Raw genomic sequence first — 22,332 nt, 5'->3', positions numbered from 1 at the left:
GGGAACCCGCGTTTGCTCGCGGCTCGGCGGTATTGCAATACGTTTCGAAGTCGCTTCGCGCTGCAGGGCTTATACGCCTAGCCAGCTAGTCGGGTGGTCTCAAGGATCATTCGGCTGTCGGATTGTTGACCAATGAGGGTCAATTGTCGCGACACGTCGCCCCTAAGGGGAATCGGCTTTTCGTCCGCTAGGACGGGAAAGGTTCACCAATGGATATCGAATACGTTATCCGTATCCTGCACGAGCGTCGCAAGGGACATGACATCCTTGCGCTGCCATTCGAGCGCAAGACCCGTTTCGCGCAACCGGACGCCATGAAGTCGCGCCGCGTTGTCAAAAAACGCACGGGTCAGGATTCCTAGCAATCTCCCAACCCTCAGGGCAGTAGCCCAATCTGTAACCTTGCAGGCGCGCCTCCGTCACGAGTGCGTGAGAGCACGCCTGCGCCTTGATGGAAGGTATCCTATGCCGAACCATGCCAAAAAGCCACGTAATCGCGGACGTCTGTCCGCGCAATGCGCGAAAGGTGGCTCAATTACCGCTCGTTGGGAGAGCTGGGTTTTCCTGGACCCGGCGTTCGCGGACAGTGGGGACGCGCTCGAGCGCGATGATTATCGCAAGGCCAGCATTTCCATTGGCCTTGAGAAGGACTTCTAACCAGCAGCCACCATAGGGCGATAGCGCCTGTCCATCAATTGCAGACGTACCTCGGTCACGAGTGTGCGGGGGACGTCTGCGACCATTCGAAAGGAGCATACTGTGTCGAACGGAAGCAAGAACACATGCCGCGTAGTGTCTATGGCGGCTACGGTCCGCCAGCCTTTTTCGCGCGACGAAATCGAGCGTCTCTTCAAGGGCGTAGGGACTTTTACGCCGCCAATGATCGACCCGACGTCGAACACGGGTCAAGTCGGTGCACAAAGTCCATGCGTGATGCAAGCTGAGGAGATGGACCAATACGTCCTGGATTTTATCCGCGCGCTCCGTGAGATGTACGCCAGCTTGAACCGTCGATCGTTCGAGCCGCTTGGCTCTTTCCGTAGCATTGATCACAAAGGAGAATGATGATGTCATGGAGTTCAAGGAAGTACCGCTTTGATGCGGTAGAGCGCCTCACACTCGACGGGCGCAATTACCGTCAAAACAGCAGCTCTGAAGAAGGCATCCTGTTGCAGTCTGACGATGACGGTCCGCGTGTTGATCTCGCGCTTACCTGGAAGGACGTGGGGGACCACGTTTGTTCGCTCCGCTTGGTGGTGCATAAGAATTATCACCAGCTGGCGAAAGACGGTGTACTTTCGACGTTCACGAGCGATCAGGTGGCGCACTTTCGACACTATGCCTCTCTGGTTTTCAGCGCCTTGAGGCCAACTGTGCGGCAGGTCTACCTGCAGATGAAGCACGATCACCGGTGGCGCATGGACAACGGCCAGCCGGCTCTTGAGCTTTGCTCAGAGCGCACGTTCCATCGCCTCGTAGACCAGATGCGGCGGAGCGCCCCGATGGCAATGTCCGCGCCTTTGACCGGGGCACATTCCAACTAAACCAAACAAGGCATCTGCCTTATCCCCAACATGCAGACGTACCTCGGCCACGAGCGTGCGGAGGATATCTGCGCCCAAGAGAAAGGACTAAGAAATGTCGAAAGGCAACTTGCGCAAACACAAACTAAAGTCATCGCCCGCCCTCTCCGTGCGCCGCGAGGTCGAGCCGTACGAGGACGCACTTCGCCGTCCGCCGAAGTTCATCACTGTCGCAATCGATCAGTGTTCTGGATCGATTTGCGGCCTGCTCCTTCCCACGAACTAAGCCCACGCTTGCCCACAACAGAGATTCAGCAAGGAGACCGCAGATGTCTAATCGCCGTACCAAACATGTCGCCGTCAACGCAAACGATCGTTTGACGCTCGAATGCCGCAATCATCGTTACCTCGACAAGTTCAAGGATGGCATCCTGGTGGAGTCCGATGACGGTGATCCGCGCACCGTGATCGCCCTCACGTGGACCGACCTCGAGCAGCGCCTGCACAGCCGCCGCCTAGTCGTTCACCAGGGATACTATGCCACCAAAGCAAAGGCGCCGGTCGGCAAGACCTTCTCGAAGGAGCAGATCGCGTACTTCGAGGCGTTCGCTCGTCTTGTTCTGGACGCATGCCAACCGAACACGCGTGCCGCTTACATGGCAATGGAAGCCGATCGCCATGTTCGCGCGAAGGATGGCTTTCCGATCGTGGATCTGTGCTCCCTCAGCACCTTCTGCCGTATCGTGAATTCTATGCGCACTGCGAAGTCGGACGAGGTGCCCACTTTCTCGTCGACGCTCCACCCCACGGAAAAGCTCGAGGTCCGTCCAATGGATTTCCTTGAAATGGACGATCACAAGATCGATGTCCGTCGCGTCGGCATGAATCTTGGAATTTGGGACCGCTTGCATCCTGAAATTCAGGCGCGTCTTGCACAGATTCGTGCCGCTTGGGCAACAGCTGCTATGGATGCATGCACCCGCTCGCTTTGCGCGCTTCATCTGACCGTGGGCACACCTGATGTGGAAAGCGTGACCTCCACATTGGCAATGGCCGTGCGTGCAAAATATGCCACAGAGCTCATGCACCACGGCTGCGCAAACTGGGTTCAATACGGCCGCCCCGCCCGAGTCCACGTTGATCGCGCAGCACCGTATTGCTCTGAGACGTTCGTGGGAGCGGTTGTTGCTCTGACTGGCAAACACCCTATCCCGTGCAGCCAGCATCCGCATCTTCGCGGGCGCGTCGAGCGTATGTTCCGTTCATTGGTTTCTGGCCAAGTTGGGCCCCTCCCGCGCGGGGTTGGCGACAGCATTCTGTTGCGCGAGACCTACGATCCGACAAAGCACGGTCACCTCACTGACGACGAGCTGCTCGCTCTGTTCGCGATGCTTGTCGCCGAACGCTACAACAACATCCCGCACCGCGCTCTCGATGGCCAGACGCCATCAGAACGCTGGGTGGAGCTGTCGCACCAGGGTGACGGTATCGCACCTGCGCCGTCGAAGGCGGAATATCGCGACCTCTTTGGAGTCAAGTTGCACCGCCGGGTGACCGCACGCGGGATCTCGATCCTTGGCATCGAGTACCGCTCTGCGCAACTTGAGGGCCTGCACCAGTTCCAACACCGCGCTGAGGTCGACGTCAGCGTCGACGAGAGCGACATCTCCGTGATCTCGTTCCGCGATCCACGCGATGGATGCTGGTACGACGCTTATGCCGAGTTTGCGGGGCTGGACAACGTCGCTTTGTCCGAATGGATGGAGACGATCCGTTACATCACCTCCTGCTTGGACCAGCCTGCGAATTCCAACCGGAAGATCGTCATCTCGACCCTGAATGATCTCAAGGGACGCACCGTCAACCTCTAACCCAACCTCCCGGGGCGCTTAGCCCCTCCCGAAAATTGCAGGCGTACCTCGGACACGAGCGTGCGGAGAACGCCTGCGCGCAATCGAAAGGAAAACTGGCATGTCGGACGGTCGTAAATATCCCAAGCTCATCATCGGTGGACGCGACATCACGCTGCGTCAGAAGCCGGGCGCCAAGCCCATCGAAGAGCGCAAAAGCATCGTCTCCAACCGCGTCACCATGGCCTTTCGCGATGGCACCGCACACCGCCTCGAGAGCGAACTCGAAACCGGCGCCATGGAGCTGTTCAATGCCAACCAGAATGTGGCTGCCATTCGCACACAGTTCGGCCCGATCCCCTTTCGCCGGAATGGCAATAACCGCGAGCATTTCGCGGACCTTTGCGTCGATTTCCGAAACGGCTGCCGCAACCTCTACGCGGTCCGCAACGAAGCCAACATCGGCGACCTTGAGATCGAGCTCGAGCTGATCCGCACGCAGTCGCTCAGCCGCTATGCACACGGCCTTCATCTCCTGACGGAAGCTCAGATCACGAAGCCCGAGATTTACCGCGCTCGTGAAATGGCACGGGCGACGAAGCTCAAGAACTCCGAGAAGACCGGGTGGGTGATCGACGCTCTCAAGGCGCTGGGCGGCTCCGCCGTCATCTTCGATCTGGCCACGTATCTCGGAGCCAAGCTGGTCTTCTCTGAGCTTTGGACGGCGATCTGGGCCCTCTTCAGCGATCGCTTGATCCGCCACGTCCATCCCAATCCGGCGGAAGCCGTGATTACCCGCCTGTCCCGTATCCGTATCGCGAAGGAGAACGCAGATGTCTAAGCAAATGTCGAAGTCCCTGCTCAATGAGGCCGACAGTCTCGACCTGCGCGCGCAATCCGATCTCTACGGGGGCCCGAAAGGTCACGCGCTCGAAGGTGTGGAGGCACCCGTGCCATCCAAACTGTCCCTTGAAGTGACCCTTCAGGCGATGCTCGAAGCTCGGTTCCTGGACGCGGGAACCGGTGGTGAAGGATATTTTCCCACCCACCCTAGCGCGGCGATGGGCCAACTCTGCGCAAAATTCGAAAGGGACAATCCTTTCGTTGACGCCAAAGCCACCGGCAGACTCGCGAAAAATAAATCCGACCGCCGTCTCTACCCAAGCCAACGCCAGTTGCGCCGCAGGCGTGAGCGCCACCCGCAGTCGTGATGTCCAGCTTTCATTGCAGCCTTACCGAAAAGGAGAGTGCCTATGTCTAAGAAATACACCAAGTTCAACGTCACCGAGGACGACCTCGTCACGTTCGACGGACGTCCGCACCGCTTCCAGCAAACGTATGACCACGGCATCGTAATCGGCTCGGACGACGATAAGCCGAAAAACGTTGTCGCCATGAGTTGGCAAGACATCGACGGTTACATCCGCACGTTCCGCCTCGAGATCGAGAAGGGCCACTACTCGACGGAGAACGCCATCAAGCGTGCTAGCAAGCGCAAGTCCCCCGTGGTTTCGCACGAGGTCACTTTTCGCCACGTTCTGGTTGCCACGTTCCTCGAAGAAGAAGCTCAAGGCGGCGGCATGGACGCCATCAGCCGCTCCGACGCGAAGATCAAGATGTTCTACGCGAAGTTCAAAATCAATAACGAGAAGCTCGTCGCGGACGCCCGTGACGAGCTCAACCAGAAGAAGGCGAAGCGCAACCTCTTCGTAAGCCGCCGGCAATTTTGCCGTTGGATCGAGCGCTTCGAAAAGAATGCTCGTAGTGCGGATTCCCTGATGCGCCAGAACAAGGGAAGCACGTCCTACGGAAGCAGCTTCACCCCTGCGCAGCTTGAATACTATTCCAAGTTCGTACGCGGGTATCTGAACCAGAACCAGCCTACCGTCCGTGCGGCTTACAACATGATGCTGGCAGACGTCTACGCTTGCCAAGCAGCTAACGAGCCGTTCGTGGAACCATGCTCGGAAAGCACGTTCCTCCGTCTGGCACGTGACATGGACGACCGCGACGTCGATTTCGCTCGGCACAAAGATAAACATCGCATCCAGCGAAAGTACATGCTTTCGGGCAAAGGCCTGCAGCCTAAGTATGCGATGCAAATCCTCGAGATGGATGAGCACAAGCTCGACCTTGTCCGCGTCTCCAAAAACCTTGGTATCTGGGACCGTCTCCACGAAGACGTCCAGGCCAAGTTGGAAAAGAAGTCCCGCGCTTGGATCTCGGTCGCCATGGATGCTTTCTCGCGCTCCGTCTGCGGTATCCGCGTGCTTCCCGACGAGCCAGACGCGGCAGAAGCAGTAGCCACGCTCGCGATGGCCGTGCGCAACAAGGAACATGAGACGGCGCTTAGCGGCGGTCACATCGTGTGGCCGCAGTGCGGCCGCCCCGACGCCGTGCATACGGACGCCGGCGCCGCTTACGTCTCCGCGGACTTCCAACGCGCAGTAATCGGCCTGACGGGCAAGCATCGCATCCCTCCGTCCAAGCACCCGCATCTGCGCGGCCGGGTCGAGCGCTTCTTCGGCACGCTCAATTCCCGCTACATGCACCTCTTCTCCGGGCGGACGTACTCGAACGTTCTGATGAAGGACAAGTACGATCCGGCGAAGCATGCGCACCTCACGCACATGGAGCTCACCGAGCTCCTGATCCGCCTGATCGTGGTCTGCTACCACAACACGCCCCATCGATCGCTGAACGGTGAAACCCCGCTCGATTGCTGGTACCGTTCTTCCCAGCAGGATGCGGAAGTGCCTCCTCCGCCAACGAAGAGTGAATACCGCGACATCTTCGGCATCCAGATGAAGCGCAAGGTAGGCAACAACGGCATCACCATCCTTGGATTGGACTATCGCTCTCCCAAGCTCAGCGCTGTGCAGGAGTGGCGGTACAACATCGAGCTCAACGTGCGCATCAACGACCAGAACATGTCGGCGATCTCTTTCGAGGATCCGCGCGATGGCAAGTGGTACGACGCGCAGTCCACCTTCGAAGGGCTTGATAACGTTCCTCTCTCCGACTGGATGGAGACCGTCCGTTACGTCGTGGAAAAGCACGGTCCCAAGGCGCGCAACGCACGCCGTGCCAAAGAGCTTGTACTGAAGACCCTGGCGGACGTCGTGAAGGCGAGCGAAAGCTCCCGCCTTGCCGCAAACGTCGGTTCGCCGCTTCAGAACCAAGATCGCATCGTCGAGTTCGAGAAGAAGAACAAGGCGATCTACGAATACTCGCGTCACCTCTGGATCGACTTCGGCAACGACGGTGGCGAAGACACCGCATCGGCCGAAGTCCCTCAGGTTCGCGAAAACGATCCGATGAACCCGGTGGGCGATTTCAGCTCGGACGGTTTCATCGACCCGCAGTCCAAGACTGCCACGACCAAGAAGGCCGCCAAGGCCCCCAAGCATGCGCCTGCCCCTTCAACCGATGACGACGCTGAGATCGACACCTCTGACGTAGTCCTCGAAATCGACGAATAGGATGATCTCCATGGCTGATACTCTCCCGACTTCTCTCAACGCAGGTCTCGCACACATCCGTGCAACGGCGACGGACAACCTGACGGACAAGTCCGTTCTTGCCCGCAGCCTTGAACGCTTCCATGTCAGCACGCGCTATGACAAGCTGCTGACTCTGGAAATCGAAAAGCTGTTGGCTACCATTCTTAGCGCCAGCGCAAAGGAAGGCTACGCGCTTGCTGTTGTCGGCAAGGCCGGCGCCGGAAAAACCCACGCGATCAACCATGCGCTCGATGGCCATCCCGCCTTCAAGCCGTTCATGGTCGGCGTGAATGAGTTGCAGATTTGCATGCGTGTCCGCACGCCGCCCGTCTGCAGCACGAAGTCGCTCGGCGTCGCCATCCTGCAGCACGTCGGATACCCGCTCTCCCGCACCAAGCTGAACGAAATCGAAATCTGGCGCTTGGTACGCGAACAACTCAAGCGTCGCGAAATCCGCATCATCTACCTTGATGAAGCCCAGCACGTGCTCAAGACCAAGAAGAGCGTGATGGAGGTCACCGATACCATCAAGTCGCTGATGCAGGATCCGACCTGGCCGATCTGGATCATCATGAGCGGCATTCCCAAGATGCTCGAGCTTATCGAGGGCGATGGCGACCATCAGCTTGAGCGCCGCACGCGCGTGATCCGTATCGGCGATCTTAAGGAGGACGATTTCAAAACGATGATCGCCATCGTGAAGGCAATCGCCGAACGGGTATCCTTCAAGATTGGCTTCCCGATGAACACGGAATTCGTCGGCCGTATGGTTCATGGCGGCATGTCGCTTCAGGGGATGGTCATCCAGTTGATCAAGCTCTCCATCGAAGCGGCCATCTGGGACCCGAAGGAGGCCGTGAGCCGTACTGTCCGCTTCGACCACTTCGTCGAAGGCTATCGTCGCCTGTGCGACTGCCGCGATGACACGAACGTATTCCTCCAGAAGAATTGGCGCGAGATCGTCCGTGAGGTGAGCGACGACGGCAAGCTGACGCAGGAAGTCGTGAAGCGCTGATCTTTGAGAACGTCCTCCCCGGCGAGCAGTGTTCGCCGGGGATATCCCCTCCGCTCCACTTGACTGCAAGGACTCTATTTATGGCTGGCATTCTTCAGGTTCCTCTGTTTCCCGACGAGACGCTTCCGAGCTGGGTTGCTCGGCTTGCGCGTGCCAACGGGAAACTGAGCACGTTTTCGTTCTGTGGCGACATTGGCGTAGACTTTGCCGGGTTCTTGCTGGGACGATCCACCGAGATTGAGGGGCTAGCTACGTTGACGGGACGCACTTCCCGGGAATTGTCTGCCCATGCGCTGATTTTTGGGGCTGGGCACTATGTCAGTATTGCGAACGAGACGATCTCCAAAAAGTTCATGCGCAAGAACCAGCTCGCGTTCTGTCCAAAGTGCTTTGCAGCCGATGATGTTGGTAATCATGGCATGACGGACACTCGTCGTTATTGGCGCAAGTCTTGGCTCATGAATGAGGCAAGAGCTTGCACACTACATGGCTGCCGTATCGAAACTCTCCCGCCGCATAGCCGGCTTCATGATCTCTGCCAGGTACTGGATCGAAATAGCCTGGTGGTTGCGGCGCACGTCAACGCTCCCGTCAGAGCTGAAGTCTCGTCGCTTGATACGTTCATCGTCGAGCGCCTGGCAGGCGATGTGTCGCATGGTGCAATCTTGGACAAGATGCCACTCGGTGCAGCCATCCACGCAGCAAGACTGTTGGGCGTGGCGTTGGCTCATGGCGCGGAGCAGGCCGTGACACAGCTGTCCGACCACGACGTCGCTTCGGCGACAGCAAGAGGAATGGAGGTGCTGAAATCTGGAGCATCCGGCCTGAATGCTGCTCTCGACACTATCGTCAGCCCCGGCGCAACTGGGCTGTACAGTGCCTATGGAAAGCTGGCGAATTTGTTGATTTACAATACGGGCGACGACTACCAGGTAGTCAAAGACCTTGTTCTTGACCACGCGAGCAAGCGCTTCATGTTGAAGCCAGGAAAGATGCGAGGCAATAACAAGACTTGGACGTCCGCAACGGAGATCGCGAGAATTACCGGCTCCACTAAAGGCAAGGTGCAAACTCGTCTTTACCAAAGCGGCGTCACCACATCTCTCAGTTCCGAGGTCGTTCCGGTGAATGCCGTTCTTGATATCCTCAATGACGACCCCGACGACATGGTGAAGGCGAAGACGGCCTGTGAAATCATCGGCTGCGACAAGGATATGTTCGACAGCCTGGTTGAGGCAGGACTTGTTAAGAACGCCTATCGGTCGGTAGCTGAGCGGTCCAAAAAAAGGAAGTTTCAGGGAACCTTCCGTAGGAGCGACCTGCTGGCCTTTCGCAAAGCGGTGGAAAATAGAGCTGGATCTCATTCAGCGAACGAGATGATCACACTCCGACTGGCAGCTCGCCGAAGTGGGATATCTAAGGCAAATATCATCGCGGGCATCCTGTCCGGAGCATATACAAACGTAGCTCTCAGCGGCAAACCGCTCATGGCTGACAACGTCATGATTGACTTTCGTCAGCTCGATCCGCCCGGGGATTTCGTAACGGCTCTCCAAGCCGCGAGACTATTGGACATCCGGACCGACACAGTTGCGAAACTACTCGCGAACGGTGTCATTTGTTGCCGAGAGGTTAGCGGCCTCAACCAGCGTTTCCGTCGAAAGATGATCAGCCGAGCGGATATTGCAGCTTTCGTCGGGAGGTATGTATCCATCGGTCAACTTGTCAAAGAAACCGGGCTTGACCGTAACGTGATTAACGCGCGAATGCGGTCACGAGATATTCGCTCGGCGTTTTCACCATCGGAATTCAGGACGGCATTCATGTTGCGAGCTGACGTCGTACGATTGCTTCAAGAGACACTCTGACGGCCGAGCAAGCTGTGGAAGGACCCTGCCTTTGCATGGCTTCGGAATGCGAAGCCAATGGTACCAGTCCGCATCTCCCAATTGCGGTCGTGTTTACCCACCAACGCCGGCATCGTATCTGCACTCAACTCCCGGCCCAATTGGCCGCTCCGTCCACGGCGCGCTGTTCCCTCGGTGGCTAAAACATTGCAGACGATTTGCTCCGACAGCGCTGAGGCGGACTTTACGTTTCTTCTCAGACCTCGCCGTAGACGACAATAATGAGCCGCATAAACCAGTCCGTCAGTGATATCCAGGAGCAAACCGAGGGGCCGCGCTGACTGTCGTGGCGACCGTTGATATCGCCTGGCCAACAAGAAACTCGATTTCGAACCGACGAGCGCTATCCACAATTGAGCTTTCTCCCCAGAGGCCCAGCAACGTCATTGCGTCATCTATAGAGAGATCAGAGTCGATCCATCCGCATGCGATGCGGGCGTCTTCCAGTGGCGCGTTTACTGTCGGCATGACCTGATCGGTTACCAAGGTGAGGAAGTAGCCTGAGCGACCTTTGAATTCCTGCCTGTTGAGGTACATCCCATCGACATAGACATCCTTGCTCTTGGACAGCCATCCCCCCTGCTCGGGCCCGAAGTGAATGTAGCAGTTCTCGTCGAGACCAAGGTCGCCAACCGGAACTTCGTCAGGACCCTCTGATTGGCGACCCAGCGCGTTGATGTCCACGAATGTACCGGCGCCCGTATGCCATGCTTCGTAGACCTGCACGATCGTTCCTTGCCGCCTAGCGAGTTCGGTTTCTCGGTGAGTTGCTGGCGTCCATGTGCGGTTGGAAAAGCGCTCTGGATGTGTGCGGTGGGCCATTACTGTTGTCTCCAAAAAAATTGTCGCCAACTGTCGCCGACAGAGTTGCAAGGGACAACGTTGCGAAACGAACCTACCTTCGGGCACCAACGCCTCTGCGTTCAGATGAATAGCCGGTAATGACCCCCAGGATCGTTGGAAATCCAATCACTGCAATACCTGAAGCGCGATGGAACCCCTTCGCCCTCCTTGCGGAGATGAAGCATCGTACCCTCGTACCGCGACCTATTAGACAACGAAAATGACAACGCCTTAAATGGTTTTAGAAAGCCATCTTTAGCTCGAATTTGGCGGTAGAACGTCAGCGTTCCCAGCAGCAACATCTCTTCGGCCAATTCTACCGTCTCCGGTAGATCGCTAAAGCGGTCGACGAGTTTGTCGTTGCGTAGGCCAAACTCTGTCTGTTCGAGAACCTTCTGTACGTTCTGTCTCCAATTGACCGGCCATCCCATTTCTTCGAGCGCGCGTGCAGCCGCGACCACCGCTTCGAACGCTTCAAGGTGCTGGCTGGTGAGGCCCGTCACGACGCTGTTCGAGTATCGAACGATGTCCAGGTGACGAAGATCTGCGAGATAGGTTTCAAGCGCCGCTCCAAGCCCTGGGACAAGCGGCCATCGACCGGGACTATATTCGCCTTGGCACACGGCAAACTCCAAATCCAGCCGCGGCAACCTGCTGTCTTTCGTGACAGAGAGCGCATCGGTGATGCGTGGTTCAGAGGCGGCCGCCCGCTGCAGTGCAGTCAGCTGCCGTGCGTAGTAGAGTTCCAGGCGCCTCTCGCGCGCTTCGTCAAATTCAATGTGATCCATCAATGCGCTCCAGTTTCAAACTATGGTGGAGCCAGAGTTTGTCGCCGGCAAGCGCCAGATGCGGTGCGGCGTTAGATCGTGGGAAATATTTCGGGCGCGCACATCCGACTTTGTGCCGGCGACCACCAAGTGAAATTGACTTGTTTAGTCTGTAGATCAGTAGAAGGCTTTGAGCGCCCCAGGAAGACGCGCACACCAAATGCAGCTGGCTATACGGGCCATTCAATCTCGCCGTCCATCACGCCTTCGAGTAGGTTCAGCGCCTCGTCAGCCGGAAGGTCGTGGGTCACCTTGGCGTTTTCCAGTCGTGCTGCGAAGTGCGCGGCGGCAAGAGCCTCCATGCGGCGATCCTGTGCTTCAAAGCGCGGCCTAAAAAGTTCTTGGATGGCTCTGATTGCAGGAGGGAGGTCTGAGCTGTTAGCCGTCTCTAGGTTTCCGGCTCCGTTGTTTGATTGTTCCGCGCTATCCTCATCGGTTTCGTCGTGTTGAGCGCCTGTTGGAAAGCTGTTCGCCATAGTGGTCTCCTTCTGGGACTTCTTAGACGATGCGTGTGATCGAACCGTTCTCAGGGGCGGTAAACGTTGACTAAATGTGGATCGATGTGGCAAACGAGGATATTGACACGTTGCTCTGCGGAGCGAAGTGAGGAACGGTGGCATGGGGGCTTTAGACTATGTCAGCGGATTGATGATTGACGTGGATGGCGTTCTGGTTTGTGGCCGCCCTTCCGACGGGAAGCCGTGGGCATCAACCATCGAAAGTGATCTTGGATTCTCGATGGATAGCTTGCAACGAGAGTTCTTCACGCCCTACTGGGATGAGATTGTCATTGGTCAGGCGGAATTGTCCCGTCATTTAAAACCCGCCTTGGCAAAAATTGCGCCAAATCTTACCTATGAGGAGTTTATCGCCTACTGGTTTGAAAATGATGCGCGGCTGAATATTGGCCTTCTTGAAGAGCTCAATCGGCAACGCAAGTTCGGTAAGAAAGTGTACCTTGCCACCAATCAAGAGCACATCCGCGCGACATACCTGCTAAAAGTTCTCGGCTTGGGCAATTACTGCGACGGCATATTCTATTCGGCAGCGCTGGGGTGCCGTAAGCCGGATACAAGCTTCTTCGCGAAAGCCAGCGCTCTCTCGGGCCTTCCTCCAAATCAGCTGCTTTTGGTTGATGATACCTACGCGAATATCGCGGCTGCCAAGAACTCAGGCTGGAACGCTACGCAGTGGCGCGAAGGAAGCTCTTTGTCGGCTGTAATGGCAGAGCTGGGCCTTTGATCAGTTCTTGATGACAGACACCACGAACCGACCCACCTCATGACCCCAAGGTCGGAAACCTTCATGTAGGCGATCACCAATCCGCTGACGTCCTATCCGATCAGCTTCATGCAATCCACCTGTCGCGAGCGGAAGGCGAAAACCGTCCCTTTAGAGGGTCTGCGCGCAAGTCGTTCTTGATAAGCGCGGCCAGGACACCGTCCTCGTTGCGGAAGTCCTTGGTTGGTGCAGCCCTCCCGGGGACTGAGCTCGGTGGAAAGTTTAGGAACGCCGCAGGCACGCGCGACAGGGGCCGAGCGACAGACGCGCTTTCTTCCAGACAAATGGCAACGGACGCGACGATGATTTTGGGCCAGTTCATCGTGTTGATCGCCGGTGCCGAAAATGGGAATTCGACAACAACCGATCCGTACTTCACCCCATCCTCAGGTGCAGGTAGATCCAGCTTACTTGCCGCGCCCACGGTTCGCCAATTGGATAGATCGGCTGGCCACAAGCCCTGTCGCACTGCGACCTCCCACCGCGCCGGGTCGAGCTCCCTACGGGGCGACCTGCGCCTTTACCTCGTCCGGCCAGTGCGAGCGGACCTCACTCCCATTCCCCGACCGTTAGAACCTCTTCGTTTTTACTTTTTTGGCGCCTCAAATTTGCCAATAACTACAGAGCCTTATTAGTTTGGGTCATTTTCAGCTGCCTGTCGGGACATATTGAGGTGACGCGCGGGCATCGACCCCTCGTATAAATGGGGCACTTTCTGTGCTCCCCCACAGTTCTGGAAGAGACGACAGCAAGCGGATCGGCGACCTAACCTAATCGGCGATCCAGACAGAGAAACCCATTTCGACACGGAGGATGTTCAATGGATTATCGAAAGCTTGGACCAAGCGGGACAATCGTCGCGCCATACTGCCTGGGAACGATGACATTCGGCGCGGAGGCCGATGAGGCCACCTCGCACAAGATACTCGACGACTATTTCAAATGGGGCGGCAATTTCATCGACACCGCCGACGTCTATAGCGCTGGCGTTTCGGAAGAGATCATCGGCCGCTGGCTGAAGGCGCGGCCGACCGAGGCCCGCCAGGCGGTGATCGCCACGAAGGGACGTTTCCCGATGGGAAACGGGCCGAATGATATCGGGCTGTCGCGGCGGCATTTGAACGTCGCGCTCGACGACTCGCTTCGACGTCTCGGCGTCGAGCATATCGATCTCTACCAGATGCATGCATGGGACGCCCTGACGCCGATCGAGGAGACGCTGCGTTTCCTCGATGATGCGGTGTCCAGCGGCAAGATCGGCTATTACGGCTTCTCCAATTACCTCGGCTGGCATATCGCAAAGGCAACCGAAATCGCCAAGGCACGCGGCTACACCCGGCCGTTAACGCTGCAGCCGCAGTACAGCCTGCTCGTGCGCGATATCGAGCTCGAGATCGTGCCGGCCTGCCAGGATGCAGGCATGGGACTGCTGCCTTGGTCGCCTCTTGGCGGTGGCTGGCTGACAGGCAAATACCGCCGTGACCAGATGCCGACGGGTGCGACCCGGCTCGGGGAAAATCCAAAGCGCGGGATGGAGTCCTACGACCAGCGAAACGCGCAGGAGCGTACCTGGGACATCATCGGGGCGGTGGAGGATATCGCGAAGTCCAAGGGGTGCAGCATGGCGCAGGTAGCGCTCGCCTGGACCGCTGCGCGGCCGGCCGTGACATCTGTCATTCTCGGGGCCCGCACGACGGAGCAACTGGCGGACAACCTCGGTGCGGCCAAGATCATCCTCTCGGAGGAGGAGATGAGCCGCCTCACCGAAATCAGCGCGCCACACCCCTTCGACTACCCTTATGGCGCGGGCGGCACGAACCAGCGCCACCGCAAGCTCGAAGGCGGACGGTAAATCATCAGGCAGCGGCGGCGCACACCGCCGCTGCCTTGTTCCTTCAGATGCGAAAGCCGGTCGCGTCGTCGAACAGATGCAGCTGTGCCGGATCGATGGTCACGCCGATCATCTCGCCACCACGGGCCGTGCTGCGGCCGGTCTCGACGATCGTCAGTTCCGGCGTCGTCGCCGCCGTGATGAAGGTGGCAGAGCCGGTGGATTCAACAACATCAACAGGAATGTCGAACGTCCCCTGCCCTGTCGCGGTGATGCCGATATGCTCCGGACGGATACCGACGGTCACCTTGCGGCCCGGCTGGAGCTGACGATTGCTCGGCAGCGTATGCTTGACCGTCCCGAGATCGATGGCCAGCCCGCTTCCGTCCGCCTGCACGACACCAGGAATGAAATTCATCGCCGGCGAGCCGATAAAGCCGGCCACGAACTTGTTGGCCGGCGTGTCGTAGAGCTCTAACGGCTTGCCCTGCTGCTCGATCACACCCTCGCGCATGACGACGACGTGGTCGGCCATGGTCATCGCCTCGATCTGGTCGTGTGTGACGTAGACCGAGGTAGCGCCGAGCCGATCGTGCAGCGCGCGGATTTCCTTGCGCATGTGAACGCGCAGCGCCGCGTCGAGGTTCGACAACGGCTCATCGAACAGGAACGCCTTGGGATGACGGATGATGGCGCGGCTCATCGCCACGCGCTGCCGCTGGCCACCTGAGAGTTCGCGCGGATAACGCTTCAGCAGGTTGGAGAGCCCGGTCGTCGCCGCCACGTCGGCCGCGGCCTTCTTGGCCTCGGCTTTGGCGACGCCGCGAATGCGCAGGCTATAGGTCAGGTTTTCCTCGACCGTCATATGCGGATAAAGCGCGTAGGACTGGAACACCATGGCGACGTCGCGCTTGCGCGGCGGAACGTTGTTCATCAGCTCGCCGGCGATCTTCAGGTCGCCTTCGGAGATGCTTTCCAGGCCTGCCAGCGAGCGCAGCAAAGTGGATTTGCCACAGCCCGACGGACCGACGAGCGCCACGAAGCTGCCCTTGGCGATCTCAAGGTTGATGTTCTTCAGCGCATGAAAGGCACCATAATGCTTGTTGACGCCGCTGAGCTCGATCTGATTGGTCATTTGAGGGCTCCAGAGGTGAGGCCGGATACGATGCGGCGCTGCAAGAGAACGAAGATGGCGAGAACGGGCGTCACATACATCGTGGCATAGGCCATGATATTGTTCCACTCGCTGGTGTTCGGTCCCATGAAGGAGTTGAGACCGACGCTGGCGGGCTGAAGCTCTGCTTCCTGGATCATCGACTTCGAATAGACGAACTCCCCGAAGGCCTGCATGAAGATCAGGATCGCGCTGACGAGGATGCCGTTGCGGGCAAGCGGCAGCACGATATTGAAGAAGGCGCCGAAGCGGGAATTGCCGTCGACCAGCGCTGCTTCCTCAAGCTCCATCGGCACCGCCATGAAGGTGGCGCGCACCAGGACCACGAAGAAGGGCATGCTTTTCGCGGCGATCGCCAGGATCACGGCGAAGCGCGGATAGTCGAGCAGGCCGAACTGCGAGAAGCCCACGAAGATCGGCGTGATCATCAGCGATGCCGGCAGGACCTGCAGCATGAGGATGAGGAACAGGCCGATATCCACCCACATGTTGCGATAGCGCGCCAGCACATAGGCACAGCCGACGCCGAGCACGGTGATCAGCGCCACGGAACCGAAGGCGATGACGACAGAGTTCCAGAGATAGCGCCCCATGTTCCGGCTTTCCCAGACATAGGCGTAGGTTCCCCATTGCGGCGAGGACGGCCAGAAGCTCGGCGGGTTGGCAAACATCTCCGAGCCGCTCTTCAGCGCCGTGATATACATCCAGTAAAGCGGGAAGAGATAGATTGCCGCCAGGACGATCGCGATAAAGAGCATCAGGCGGTTGCGGTTGGTATCGCTCATCCGCGCACCTCATGTTTTGTCGACCGGACATAGACGATCGAGGCGAACATCACGAAGACGATCATGATGACGGAGATCGTGGCGCCCTTGCCGAAGTCGTATTGCCGGAAGGATAGATCCCAGGCCCAGTATTGTGTGACGTTGGACGAATTGTTCGGCCCGCCATCGGTGATGGCCGCGAACAGGTCGAACTGCTGCAGCGTGAAGATCAGGCCGAGCGAAACGATGGCGCCGATGGTCGAGCGCATCATCGGAAGCGTGATCGTCCAGAAACGCTGCCAGGCGTTGGCACCGTCGAGTTCAGCTGCCTCATAGAGATCGCCGGGAATGGAAGAGAGGCCAACGGAAAGCAGGATCATGTTGAAGGACGTGCCGAGCCAGATATTGGCAATGACAACAGCCCACAGCGAGAAATTGGGGTCCGAGCGCCAGAAGATGTTGGAGCTGATCAACCCGCTTTCGCGCAGGATGAAATTCAAGACGCCGAAGTCGCCAGAGAGCACCCAGTTCCAGATCGCGCCAACGACGAGGCCGGGCATGACCCAGGAAACGAGGAACAGACCGCGCAGCCAAGAGGCACCCGGGAAGTTCACCCAGAAAAACAGCGCCAGGCCGAAGCCGATCAGGAACTGGCCGGCAATCGAACCGACGACGAACAGCACGGTGTTATAGATGATGGGCAGCGTTTCGGGCTGCTTGAACAGATCGACATAGTTCTTGAAACCGACGAAGGGGCGCACGAAGGTCCCGAGGCTGAACATGTCGACCTCCTGGAAACTCATGACGATGTTGTAGACGAGCGGCAGGCCCGCGAGCACGAACAGGAAGATGAGCGGCAGGGTGACAAGCGTGATGTCGAACCCGCGGCCATCGGTGATGCTGGAAAATAGCCTCTTCATGGATACCCCTTAAGCTCCGAACGGGGCTGTCTGGCGCTTGCGCGGAAGACAGCCCCTGCCGGGAGGAAACGGTGGGATGGCGAAAACGCCATTGGGGTCGGACAGGCGGAGCGCGTCGCGCACGCTCCGCTTGCCCTGATATGTCACTCTTCGACGGCCTTGATCTTCTCGGCGGCCTGATCAAGCGCATCCTTCGGCGACATCTGGCCGGTCAACGCAGCCTGGATCGCATCCTGGATTGCCTTGGAGATCTTCGGCCATTCCGGCGACGGACCGCGCGGCTGGGCATATTTCAGCTGCTCGACGAAGGTCTTCAGCGCATCGTCCTTCAGCCTGTTGCCAGTCGGCGGGATGGCGATGTCTGAACGAGCGGGCAGCTGGCCGAACTTCTGGTACATCGTGTCGTCCTTCGAGGCGAAGAACTCGAGCGCCTTGAAGGCTTCCGCCGGATGCTTGGAACTAGAGAAGATCGCCCAGTTGTAGTCGCCCATGGCCGAAGAACGCGTCGCGCCTTCCTGCGGGATCGGCAGCAGCGCCGTACCCCAGTCAAACTTGGCGTCCGTCAGCATGCGATCGATTTCCCACGGACCGGAGATGGCCATGGCCGCGTTGCCGGCGTTGAAAGTCGCGGTCGCATCCCACTGGCTGCGGGTCAGCGTATCGGGAGAAGCAAGCTTCTCGTCCATGATCTGCTTCCAGACCGTCAGTGCCTTCACCGCGCCATCAGCGTTGATCGTCTTGTAGGTCGCGCCGCCCATCTGCGCCCAAGGCAGGAACTGGAAGGTGCCTTCCTCGTTGGCCTTTGCCGAGAAGGTCAGGCCGTAGACGTTCTTCGACGGATCGGTGAGCTTCTTGGCGTCGGCGACCAGCTCGTCCCAAGTCTGCGGCGGCTTTTCCGGATCGAGGCCGGCGGCCTTGAACATGTCCTTGTTATAGTAGAGCGCGATCGTGTTGGTCGCCTTCGGCACGCCGTAGAGCTTGCCGTCCCAGGTAGCGGACTTCAGCGGTCCGGGGAAATAGTTCTCGGGCTTGATGACGGTCGACTTGGCGATCATGTCGGTCAGGTCGAGAAACGCCTTGCGGGCGGCGAACATCGCGTGGTTCGGGTTGTCGATGGCGATGATATCGGGCGCCTTGCCGGTCGAAAACGCACGCATCGATTCGCTGACGACGTCATCGAACTGGATCTGGCGGTATTCGATCTTGATGCCATTGTTCTGATCGTTGAACTCCTTGATCAGGTTCGGCGCCGGCTGAATGTCGCGGTCGAGCGACCAGAGGGTCAGGGTGACGTCTTCGGCTTTGGCGGCTAGGCCGAAGAGCGACACGCCCGCCAGCGCAAGCGCGCCGATCATTGCAAATTTACGGATAGCCATGGTTCTCCTCCTTTGTGGTTGTCCTAGATCGTAGGCCGGCAATTCCTCCTTGCCGGCCGCGATATCATCAAACCGGATCGACGACGAAGTCGCCGCCCCGGGCATGCTTCAAATGGTTCAGCGCATGAACCTGACCGGTCATCTCGAGCGCGTCGCGATAGACCGGATCGTGCCAACCTTCAATGTCGATGGATCCCGACCAGCCGGCGAGGCGCAGTTCCGAAATGATGTCCGTCCAGTTGCTGTCGCCAAAGCCCGGCGTCCGCATGAACACGAACTTCTCCTTACCGAAGATGCCATGCTCCTTGATGACATCCCAGCGGATCGTTGCATCCTTACCGTGAACGTGGAAAATTTTCGACGCCCACTTGCGGATCTGCGGCAGCGGCTCGATCAGATAAACCATCTGATGGCACGGCTCCCATTCGATGCCGATGTTATCGTCAGGCGTCTCGTTGAAGATGAGCTCCCAGGCATCCGGATTGTGCGCGATATTCCAGTCGCCCGTCTGCCAGTTGCCGTCCATCGCGCAGTTTTCGAAGGCGATCTTGACGCCCTTGTCGGCGGCACGCTTGGCAAGCTCGCTCCAGATTTCCTTGTAGCGCGGCAGGCTGTCGGTCAGCACCTTGCCACGGATACGGCCGGTGAAGCCGGCAACGCAGGTAGCGCCGAAGTGATGCGCGTTGTCGATGCAATCCTTCCATCCCTGAAGGGTATCGAGATCGATATCCGTCGTTTCGAGCGGGTTGCCGAACATCCCAAGCGTCGAGATGGTGATGTCACGGTCGCCGATGGCATCGACGCAGCGCTTTCCGAGTTCGGCAAGGTTCTGGCCGTTGGTCGTCTGCCAGAAGAAGGGTTCGAAGCTTTCGAAGCCCATATCGGCGATCTGGCCGATCCGCTTGTCGGCGCCGCCCTTCGACGCGCTGACCATGGTTCCGATGCGAATGGACTTGGCGGGGTTGCTCACAATCTCAATCCTTATGCTGAAATTTCGATACGCTTGCCGGTCTTGGCGCTTTCGATCGCGCCGAAGACCATGGCGAGGCTTCTGATGTTGTCCGAACTTGCCGTTTCCGGGCGCTTGCCCGTCTTGATCGCCTCGACGAAGCTTGCGATCACGCTGGCGTGGCCGTGTGTCTCTTCGTCATGTCCTGGTGCCGGAACCTCGACCGGTGTGAAGCCGTGCAGCAGACCGGGCTCGCTTCCAGCGGTCGCAGCCTTGAAGCCCTCTTCGCCGTCCCAAGTCAGCATGCCCTTGGAGCCGACGAGGCGCCATTGGCTTTCCCAGCTCGTGCGCTCGCCTTCGGCGCACCAGGAACCGCGATAGGTGAAGACGACGTCATCGGCAAATTCGAATGTGGCGTTGGCAGACGCGCCGTGCTGGTACCAGGAACCCTTGGGATTGCGCTCGACGCAGTAGACGGCGAGCGGCTTCTTGTCGGCGACGAAGCGGGCGGCATCGAAGGTATGGATCGCCATGTCGAGCAGCAACACGTTCTGCATCTCTTCGCGGAAGCCGCCGAAATGCGGTGCCAGGAAGAAATCGCAATGGATGCCGGTGATATCGCCGATGGCACCGCTTTCGACAAAGCGGCGCATGCGGCGAACACCCGAAATGAAGCGACGGTTCTGAATGATGGCGTGCACCTTGCCGGTTTCGGCGGCGAGATCGATGAGCGCAGCCCCTTCGGCAAGCGAGGTTGCCATCGGCTTTTCGCTCAGCACATGGCAGCCGGCCTTCAGCGCCGTCGACACCACGTTGAAGCGCGCGGTCGGGATGACCACGTCGAAGACGATGTCGGCTTTGGATTTGGCGATGACGTCGGCGAGGTCAGTGCCGATCACGGCACCGCTCAAACCAAACTCCTCGGCGAGCTTTTCAGCCGCCGCAGGATTGACGTCGACGAGGCCCTTGACCTCGATCTCGGCTGCAAGAGCCGGGGTTTCCTTGATGGCGCGCAACCAGCCCTTGGACATGGCTCCGCAACCGCAGAGAACGGCATTCAATGTCACGATTTCCTCCCGTGGACAGTCTCCGGCTTTCCTCCCGAAACTTGTCCCGTAAACGTTTACGATACTAAGCGGAAACGTTTCTCGCTGTCAATCCCACGCGATCAGACAAAAAATGCTGCGGAAAACATCTGCAAATGCGGGGCCTTAACCTCGACTGCGCCGCAGCGCAGCACGAAAAAATTTCGCACTGTTTTGCGCCCGCGTTCCGGCGGGAACGCAGGTAATCGGATCAGATTTCGATTCTTCGATTAACGGATCAAGATCGCGCGGAAGTCGTTGACGTTGGTTCCCGTCGGGCCGGTCTCGAACAGGTCACCGACAGCAGCGAAGCCGCTATAGCTGTCGTTGCCATCGAGCAGGCGGCGCGGATCTAGACCGGCGGCACGCAATCGTTCGACCGTCTTCCCATCGGCGAAGGCACCGGCGTTGTCTTCGGACCCATCAATGCCATCGGTATCGGCGGCGAGCACATGCATGTCATGGCCCTGTATCGCCAACGCCATGGCGAGCGCGAATTCGCCGTTACGCCCGCCCTTTCCGCCCTTGCCTCGGAGCGTCACCGTCGTTTCCCCGCCGGAGAGGATAACAACCGGCTTTTGGAACGGCCGATCTTTGGCAAGCACTTCGCGGGCGATCGCCGCATGCACCGAAGCGACATCGCGAGATTCTCCCTCAATGGAATCCGACAGAATGGCGGCTTCCACCCCGTGCGATCTGGCAAGTGCTGCCGCGGCCTCTAGCGAAACACCGGCCGAGGCGATTACATGATGTTCGTGCCGGCCGAACACCTGATCATCCGGGCTCGGCGCATCGGCAGCTGGCGTCGCAAGAAAGTCGAGCGCGGCCTGCGACAGCGGCATCTTGTATTGCGCGATGATGTCAAGCGCATCGTGCCGCGTCGAGCTGTCTGGAACCGTCGGGCCCGAAGCGACATAAGCGGGGTTGTCGCCGGGGATATCCGACACGACCATGCTTACAACACGCGCCTTGGTGGCCGCCGCCAGCCTGCCGCCCTTGATCGTCGAGAGATGCTTGCGTACCACGTTCATCGCGGAAATCGGCGCGCCCGACGCGAGCAGGATCTCGTTCATGGCAATCTCGTCTTCGAGCGTCAGTCCCTCGGGCGGCGACGGCAGAAGGGCGGACCCTCCCCCGCAGATCAGCGCGATGACGAGATCATCCTCGCCAAGCCCGCTCACCGCGTCCATCAGCCGCTTCGAAGCCACAAGACCGGCGCGATCAGGGACCGGATGCGAGGCTTCAAGGATCTCGATGTTTCGAGTCTCGCAGCCATAGCCATAGCGCGTTACCACAACGCCCTCGAGCGGGCCGTCCCAGACACCCTCAAGCGCCTGCGCCATCTGTGCCGCGCCCTTTCCGGCGCCGATCACCACCGTTCGGCCTTTCGGCTTGGCTGGAAGATAGGCTGTTATGCCTGTCAACGGATCAGCTGCCTTGACAGCGGCGGAGAAGAGATCTTCGAGGAAATCGCGCGGTTGCAT

At 58.8% G+C, this 22,332-nt stretch carries 21 protein-coding genes; 11 read left to right on the top strand and 10 right to left on the bottom strand.

The window, feature by feature from the left end:
- Window positions 1-209: 209 nt before the first annotated feature.
- From ACCD05_RS27285 to ACCD05_RS27245, 9 genes are all read left to right on the top strand, one after another.
- Window positions 210-362 (top strand): hypothetical protein, encoded by a 153-nt coding sequence (locus ACCD05_RS27285; protein ID WP_162765274.1) that lies wholly within the window; start codon window positions 210-212, stop codon window positions 360-362.
- Window positions 363-465: 103 nt separating this feature from the next.
- Window positions 466-657, top strand: coding sequence for a hypothetical protein (locus tag ACCD05_RS27280; RefSeq protein WP_413396710.1), 192 nt, complete (start codon window positions 466-468; stop codon window positions 655-657).
- A gap of 410 nt (window positions 658-1,067) precedes the next feature.
- The gene (locus ACCD05_RS27275; RefSeq protein WP_413396708.1) at window positions 1,068-1,544 is read left to right on the top strand and encodes a hypothetical protein; all 477 of its coding nucleotides are present in this window, start codon (window positions 1,068-1,070) and stop codon (window positions 1,542-1,544) included.
- A 308-nt stretch (window positions 1,545-1,852) separates the two neighbouring features.
- On the top strand, window positions 1,853-3,394 hold the full coding sequence (locus tag ACCD05_RS27270) for a Mu transposase C-terminal domain-containing protein (protein WP_413396706.1): 1,542 nt from the start codon (window positions 1,853-1,855) through the stop codon (window positions 3,392-3,394).
- A 100-nt stretch (window positions 3,395-3,494) separates the two neighbouring features.
- A complete protein-coding gene (locus tag ACCD05_RS27265; protein WP_413396705.1) occupies window positions 3,495-4,214 on the top strand; it encodes a hypothetical protein in 720 nt (239 codons plus the stop codon).
- A complete protein-coding gene (locus ACCD05_RS27260; RefSeq protein ID WP_413396703.1) occupies window positions 4,207-4,584 on the top strand; it encodes a hypothetical protein in 378 nt (125 codons plus the stop codon). The genes ACCD05_RS27265 and ACCD05_RS27260 overlap by 8 nt, the downstream gene beginning before the upstream one ends.
- Before the next feature lie 42 nt (window positions 4,585-4,626).
- Window positions 4,627-6,855 (top strand): hypothetical protein, encoded by a 2,229-nt coding sequence (locus tag ACCD05_RS27255; protein WP_413396702.1) that lies wholly within the window; start codon window positions 4,627-4,629, stop codon window positions 6,853-6,855.
- 10 nt (window positions 6,856-6,865) lie between these two features.
- Window positions 6,866-7,891 (top strand): TniB family NTP-binding protein, encoded by a 1,026-nt coding sequence (locus tag ACCD05_RS27250; protein ID WP_413396700.1) that lies wholly within the window; start codon window positions 6,866-6,868, stop codon window positions 7,889-7,891.
- A gap of 80 nt (window positions 7,892-7,971) precedes the next feature.
- Complete coding sequence (locus tag ACCD05_RS27245; protein ID WP_413396698.1) at window positions 7,972-9,759, top strand: TniQ family protein; 1,788 nt, start codon at window positions 7,972-7,974, stop codon at window positions 9,757-9,759.
- Window positions 9,760-10,041: 282 nt separating this feature from the next.
- On the opposite strand, the gene ACCD05_RS27240 is transcribed toward ACCD05_RS27245, so the two are convergent.
- From ACCD05_RS27240 to ACCD05_RS27230, 3 genes are all read right to left on the bottom strand, one after another.
- The gene (locus ACCD05_RS27240; protein ID WP_113168333.1) at window positions 10,042-10,620 is read right to left on the bottom strand and encodes a hypothetical protein; all 579 of its coding nucleotides are present in this window, start codon (window positions 10,618-10,620) and stop codon (window positions 10,042-10,044) included.
- Window positions 10,621-10,721: 101 nt separating this feature from the next.
- Window positions 10,722-11,429: a hypothetical protein gene (locus tag ACCD05_RS27235; protein WP_413396695.1), complete on the bottom strand. Its 708-nt coding sequence runs from the start codon at window positions 11,427-11,429 to the stop codon at window positions 10,722-10,724.
- A 209-nt stretch (window positions 11,430-11,638) separates the two neighbouring features.
- A complete protein-coding gene (locus tag ACCD05_RS27230; RefSeq protein WP_413396693.1) occupies window positions 11,639-11,944 on the bottom strand; it encodes a hypothetical protein in 306 nt (101 codons plus the stop codon).
- Between the two features lie 142 nt (window positions 11,945-12,086).
- Between ACCD05_RS27230 and ACCD05_RS27225 the strand changes: the two genes are divergently transcribed.
- Both ACCD05_RS27225 and ACCD05_RS27220 read left to right on the top strand, forming a co-directional pair.
- Window positions 12,087-12,710 (top strand): HAD-IA family hydrolase, encoded by a 624-nt coding sequence (locus ACCD05_RS27225; protein WP_413396691.1) that lies wholly within the window; start codon window positions 12,087-12,089, stop codon window positions 12,708-12,710.
- An 859-nt stretch (window positions 12,711-13,569) separates the two neighbouring features.
- Window positions 13,570-14,601 carry an aldo/keto reductase gene (locus ACCD05_RS27220; protein ID WP_413396689.1) on the top strand — a complete coding sequence of 344 codons (1,032 nt, stop codon included), beginning with the start codon at window positions 13,570-13,572 and terminating at the stop codon, window positions 14,599-14,601.
- A gap of 43 nt (window positions 14,602-14,644) precedes the next feature.
- On the opposite strand, the gene ACCD05_RS27215 is transcribed toward ACCD05_RS27220, so the two are convergent.
- The 7 genes from ACCD05_RS27215 to ACCD05_RS27185 form a co-directional block, all read right to left on the bottom strand.
- The gene (locus ACCD05_RS27215; protein ID WP_413396687.1) at window positions 14,645-15,715 is read right to left on the bottom strand and encodes an ABC transporter ATP-binding protein; all 1,071 of its coding nucleotides are present in this window, start codon (window positions 15,713-15,715) and stop codon (window positions 14,645-14,647) included.
- Complete coding sequence (locus ACCD05_RS27210) at window positions 15,712-16,539, bottom strand: carbohydrate ABC transporter permease (RefSeq protein ID WP_018896480.1); 828 nt, start codon at window positions 16,537-16,539, stop codon at window positions 15,712-15,714. The genes ACCD05_RS27215 and ACCD05_RS27210 overlap by 4 nt, the downstream gene beginning before the upstream one ends.
- A complete protein-coding gene (locus tag ACCD05_RS27205; RefSeq protein ID WP_018896481.1) occupies window positions 16,536-17,438 on the bottom strand; it encodes a carbohydrate ABC transporter permease in 903 nt (300 codons plus the stop codon). Before ACCD05_RS27205 ends, ACCD05_RS27210 begins: the two co-directional genes overlap by 4 nt.
- 143 nt (window positions 17,439-17,581) lie before the next feature.
- A complete protein-coding gene (locus ACCD05_RS27200; protein WP_112949560.1) occupies window positions 17,582-18,814 on the bottom strand; it encodes an ABC transporter substrate-binding protein in 1,233 nt (410 codons plus the stop codon).
- A gap of 67 nt (window positions 18,815-18,881) precedes the next feature.
- Window positions 18,882-19,784, bottom strand: coding sequence for a sugar phosphate isomerase/epimerase family protein (locus ACCD05_RS27195; RefSeq protein WP_018896483.1), 903 nt, complete (start codon window positions 19,782-19,784; stop codon window positions 18,882-18,884).
- An 11-nt stretch (window positions 19,785-19,795) separates the two neighbouring features.
- Window positions 19,796-20,830: a Gfo/Idh/MocA family protein gene (locus tag ACCD05_RS27190; RefSeq protein ID WP_413396684.1), complete on the bottom strand. Its 1,035-nt coding sequence runs from the start codon at window positions 20,828-20,830 to the stop codon at window positions 19,796-19,798.
- A 248-nt stretch (window positions 20,831-21,078) separates the two neighbouring features.
- Entirely contained in the window at window positions 21,079-22,332 is a 1,254-nt protein-coding gene (locus ACCD05_RS27185) for a glycerate kinase (RefSeq protein ID WP_413396682.1), read from the bottom strand.

The sequence above is a fragment of the Rhizobium sp. Rhizsp42 genome (genome assembly GCF_047304155.1).
Taxonomy (GTDB): domain Bacteria; phylum Pseudomonadota; class Alphaproteobacteria; order Rhizobiales; family Rhizobiaceae; genus Rhizobium.
Note: the sequence above shows the minus strand (reverse complement) of the source record. Positions and strands in the feature narration are given on the sequence as shown.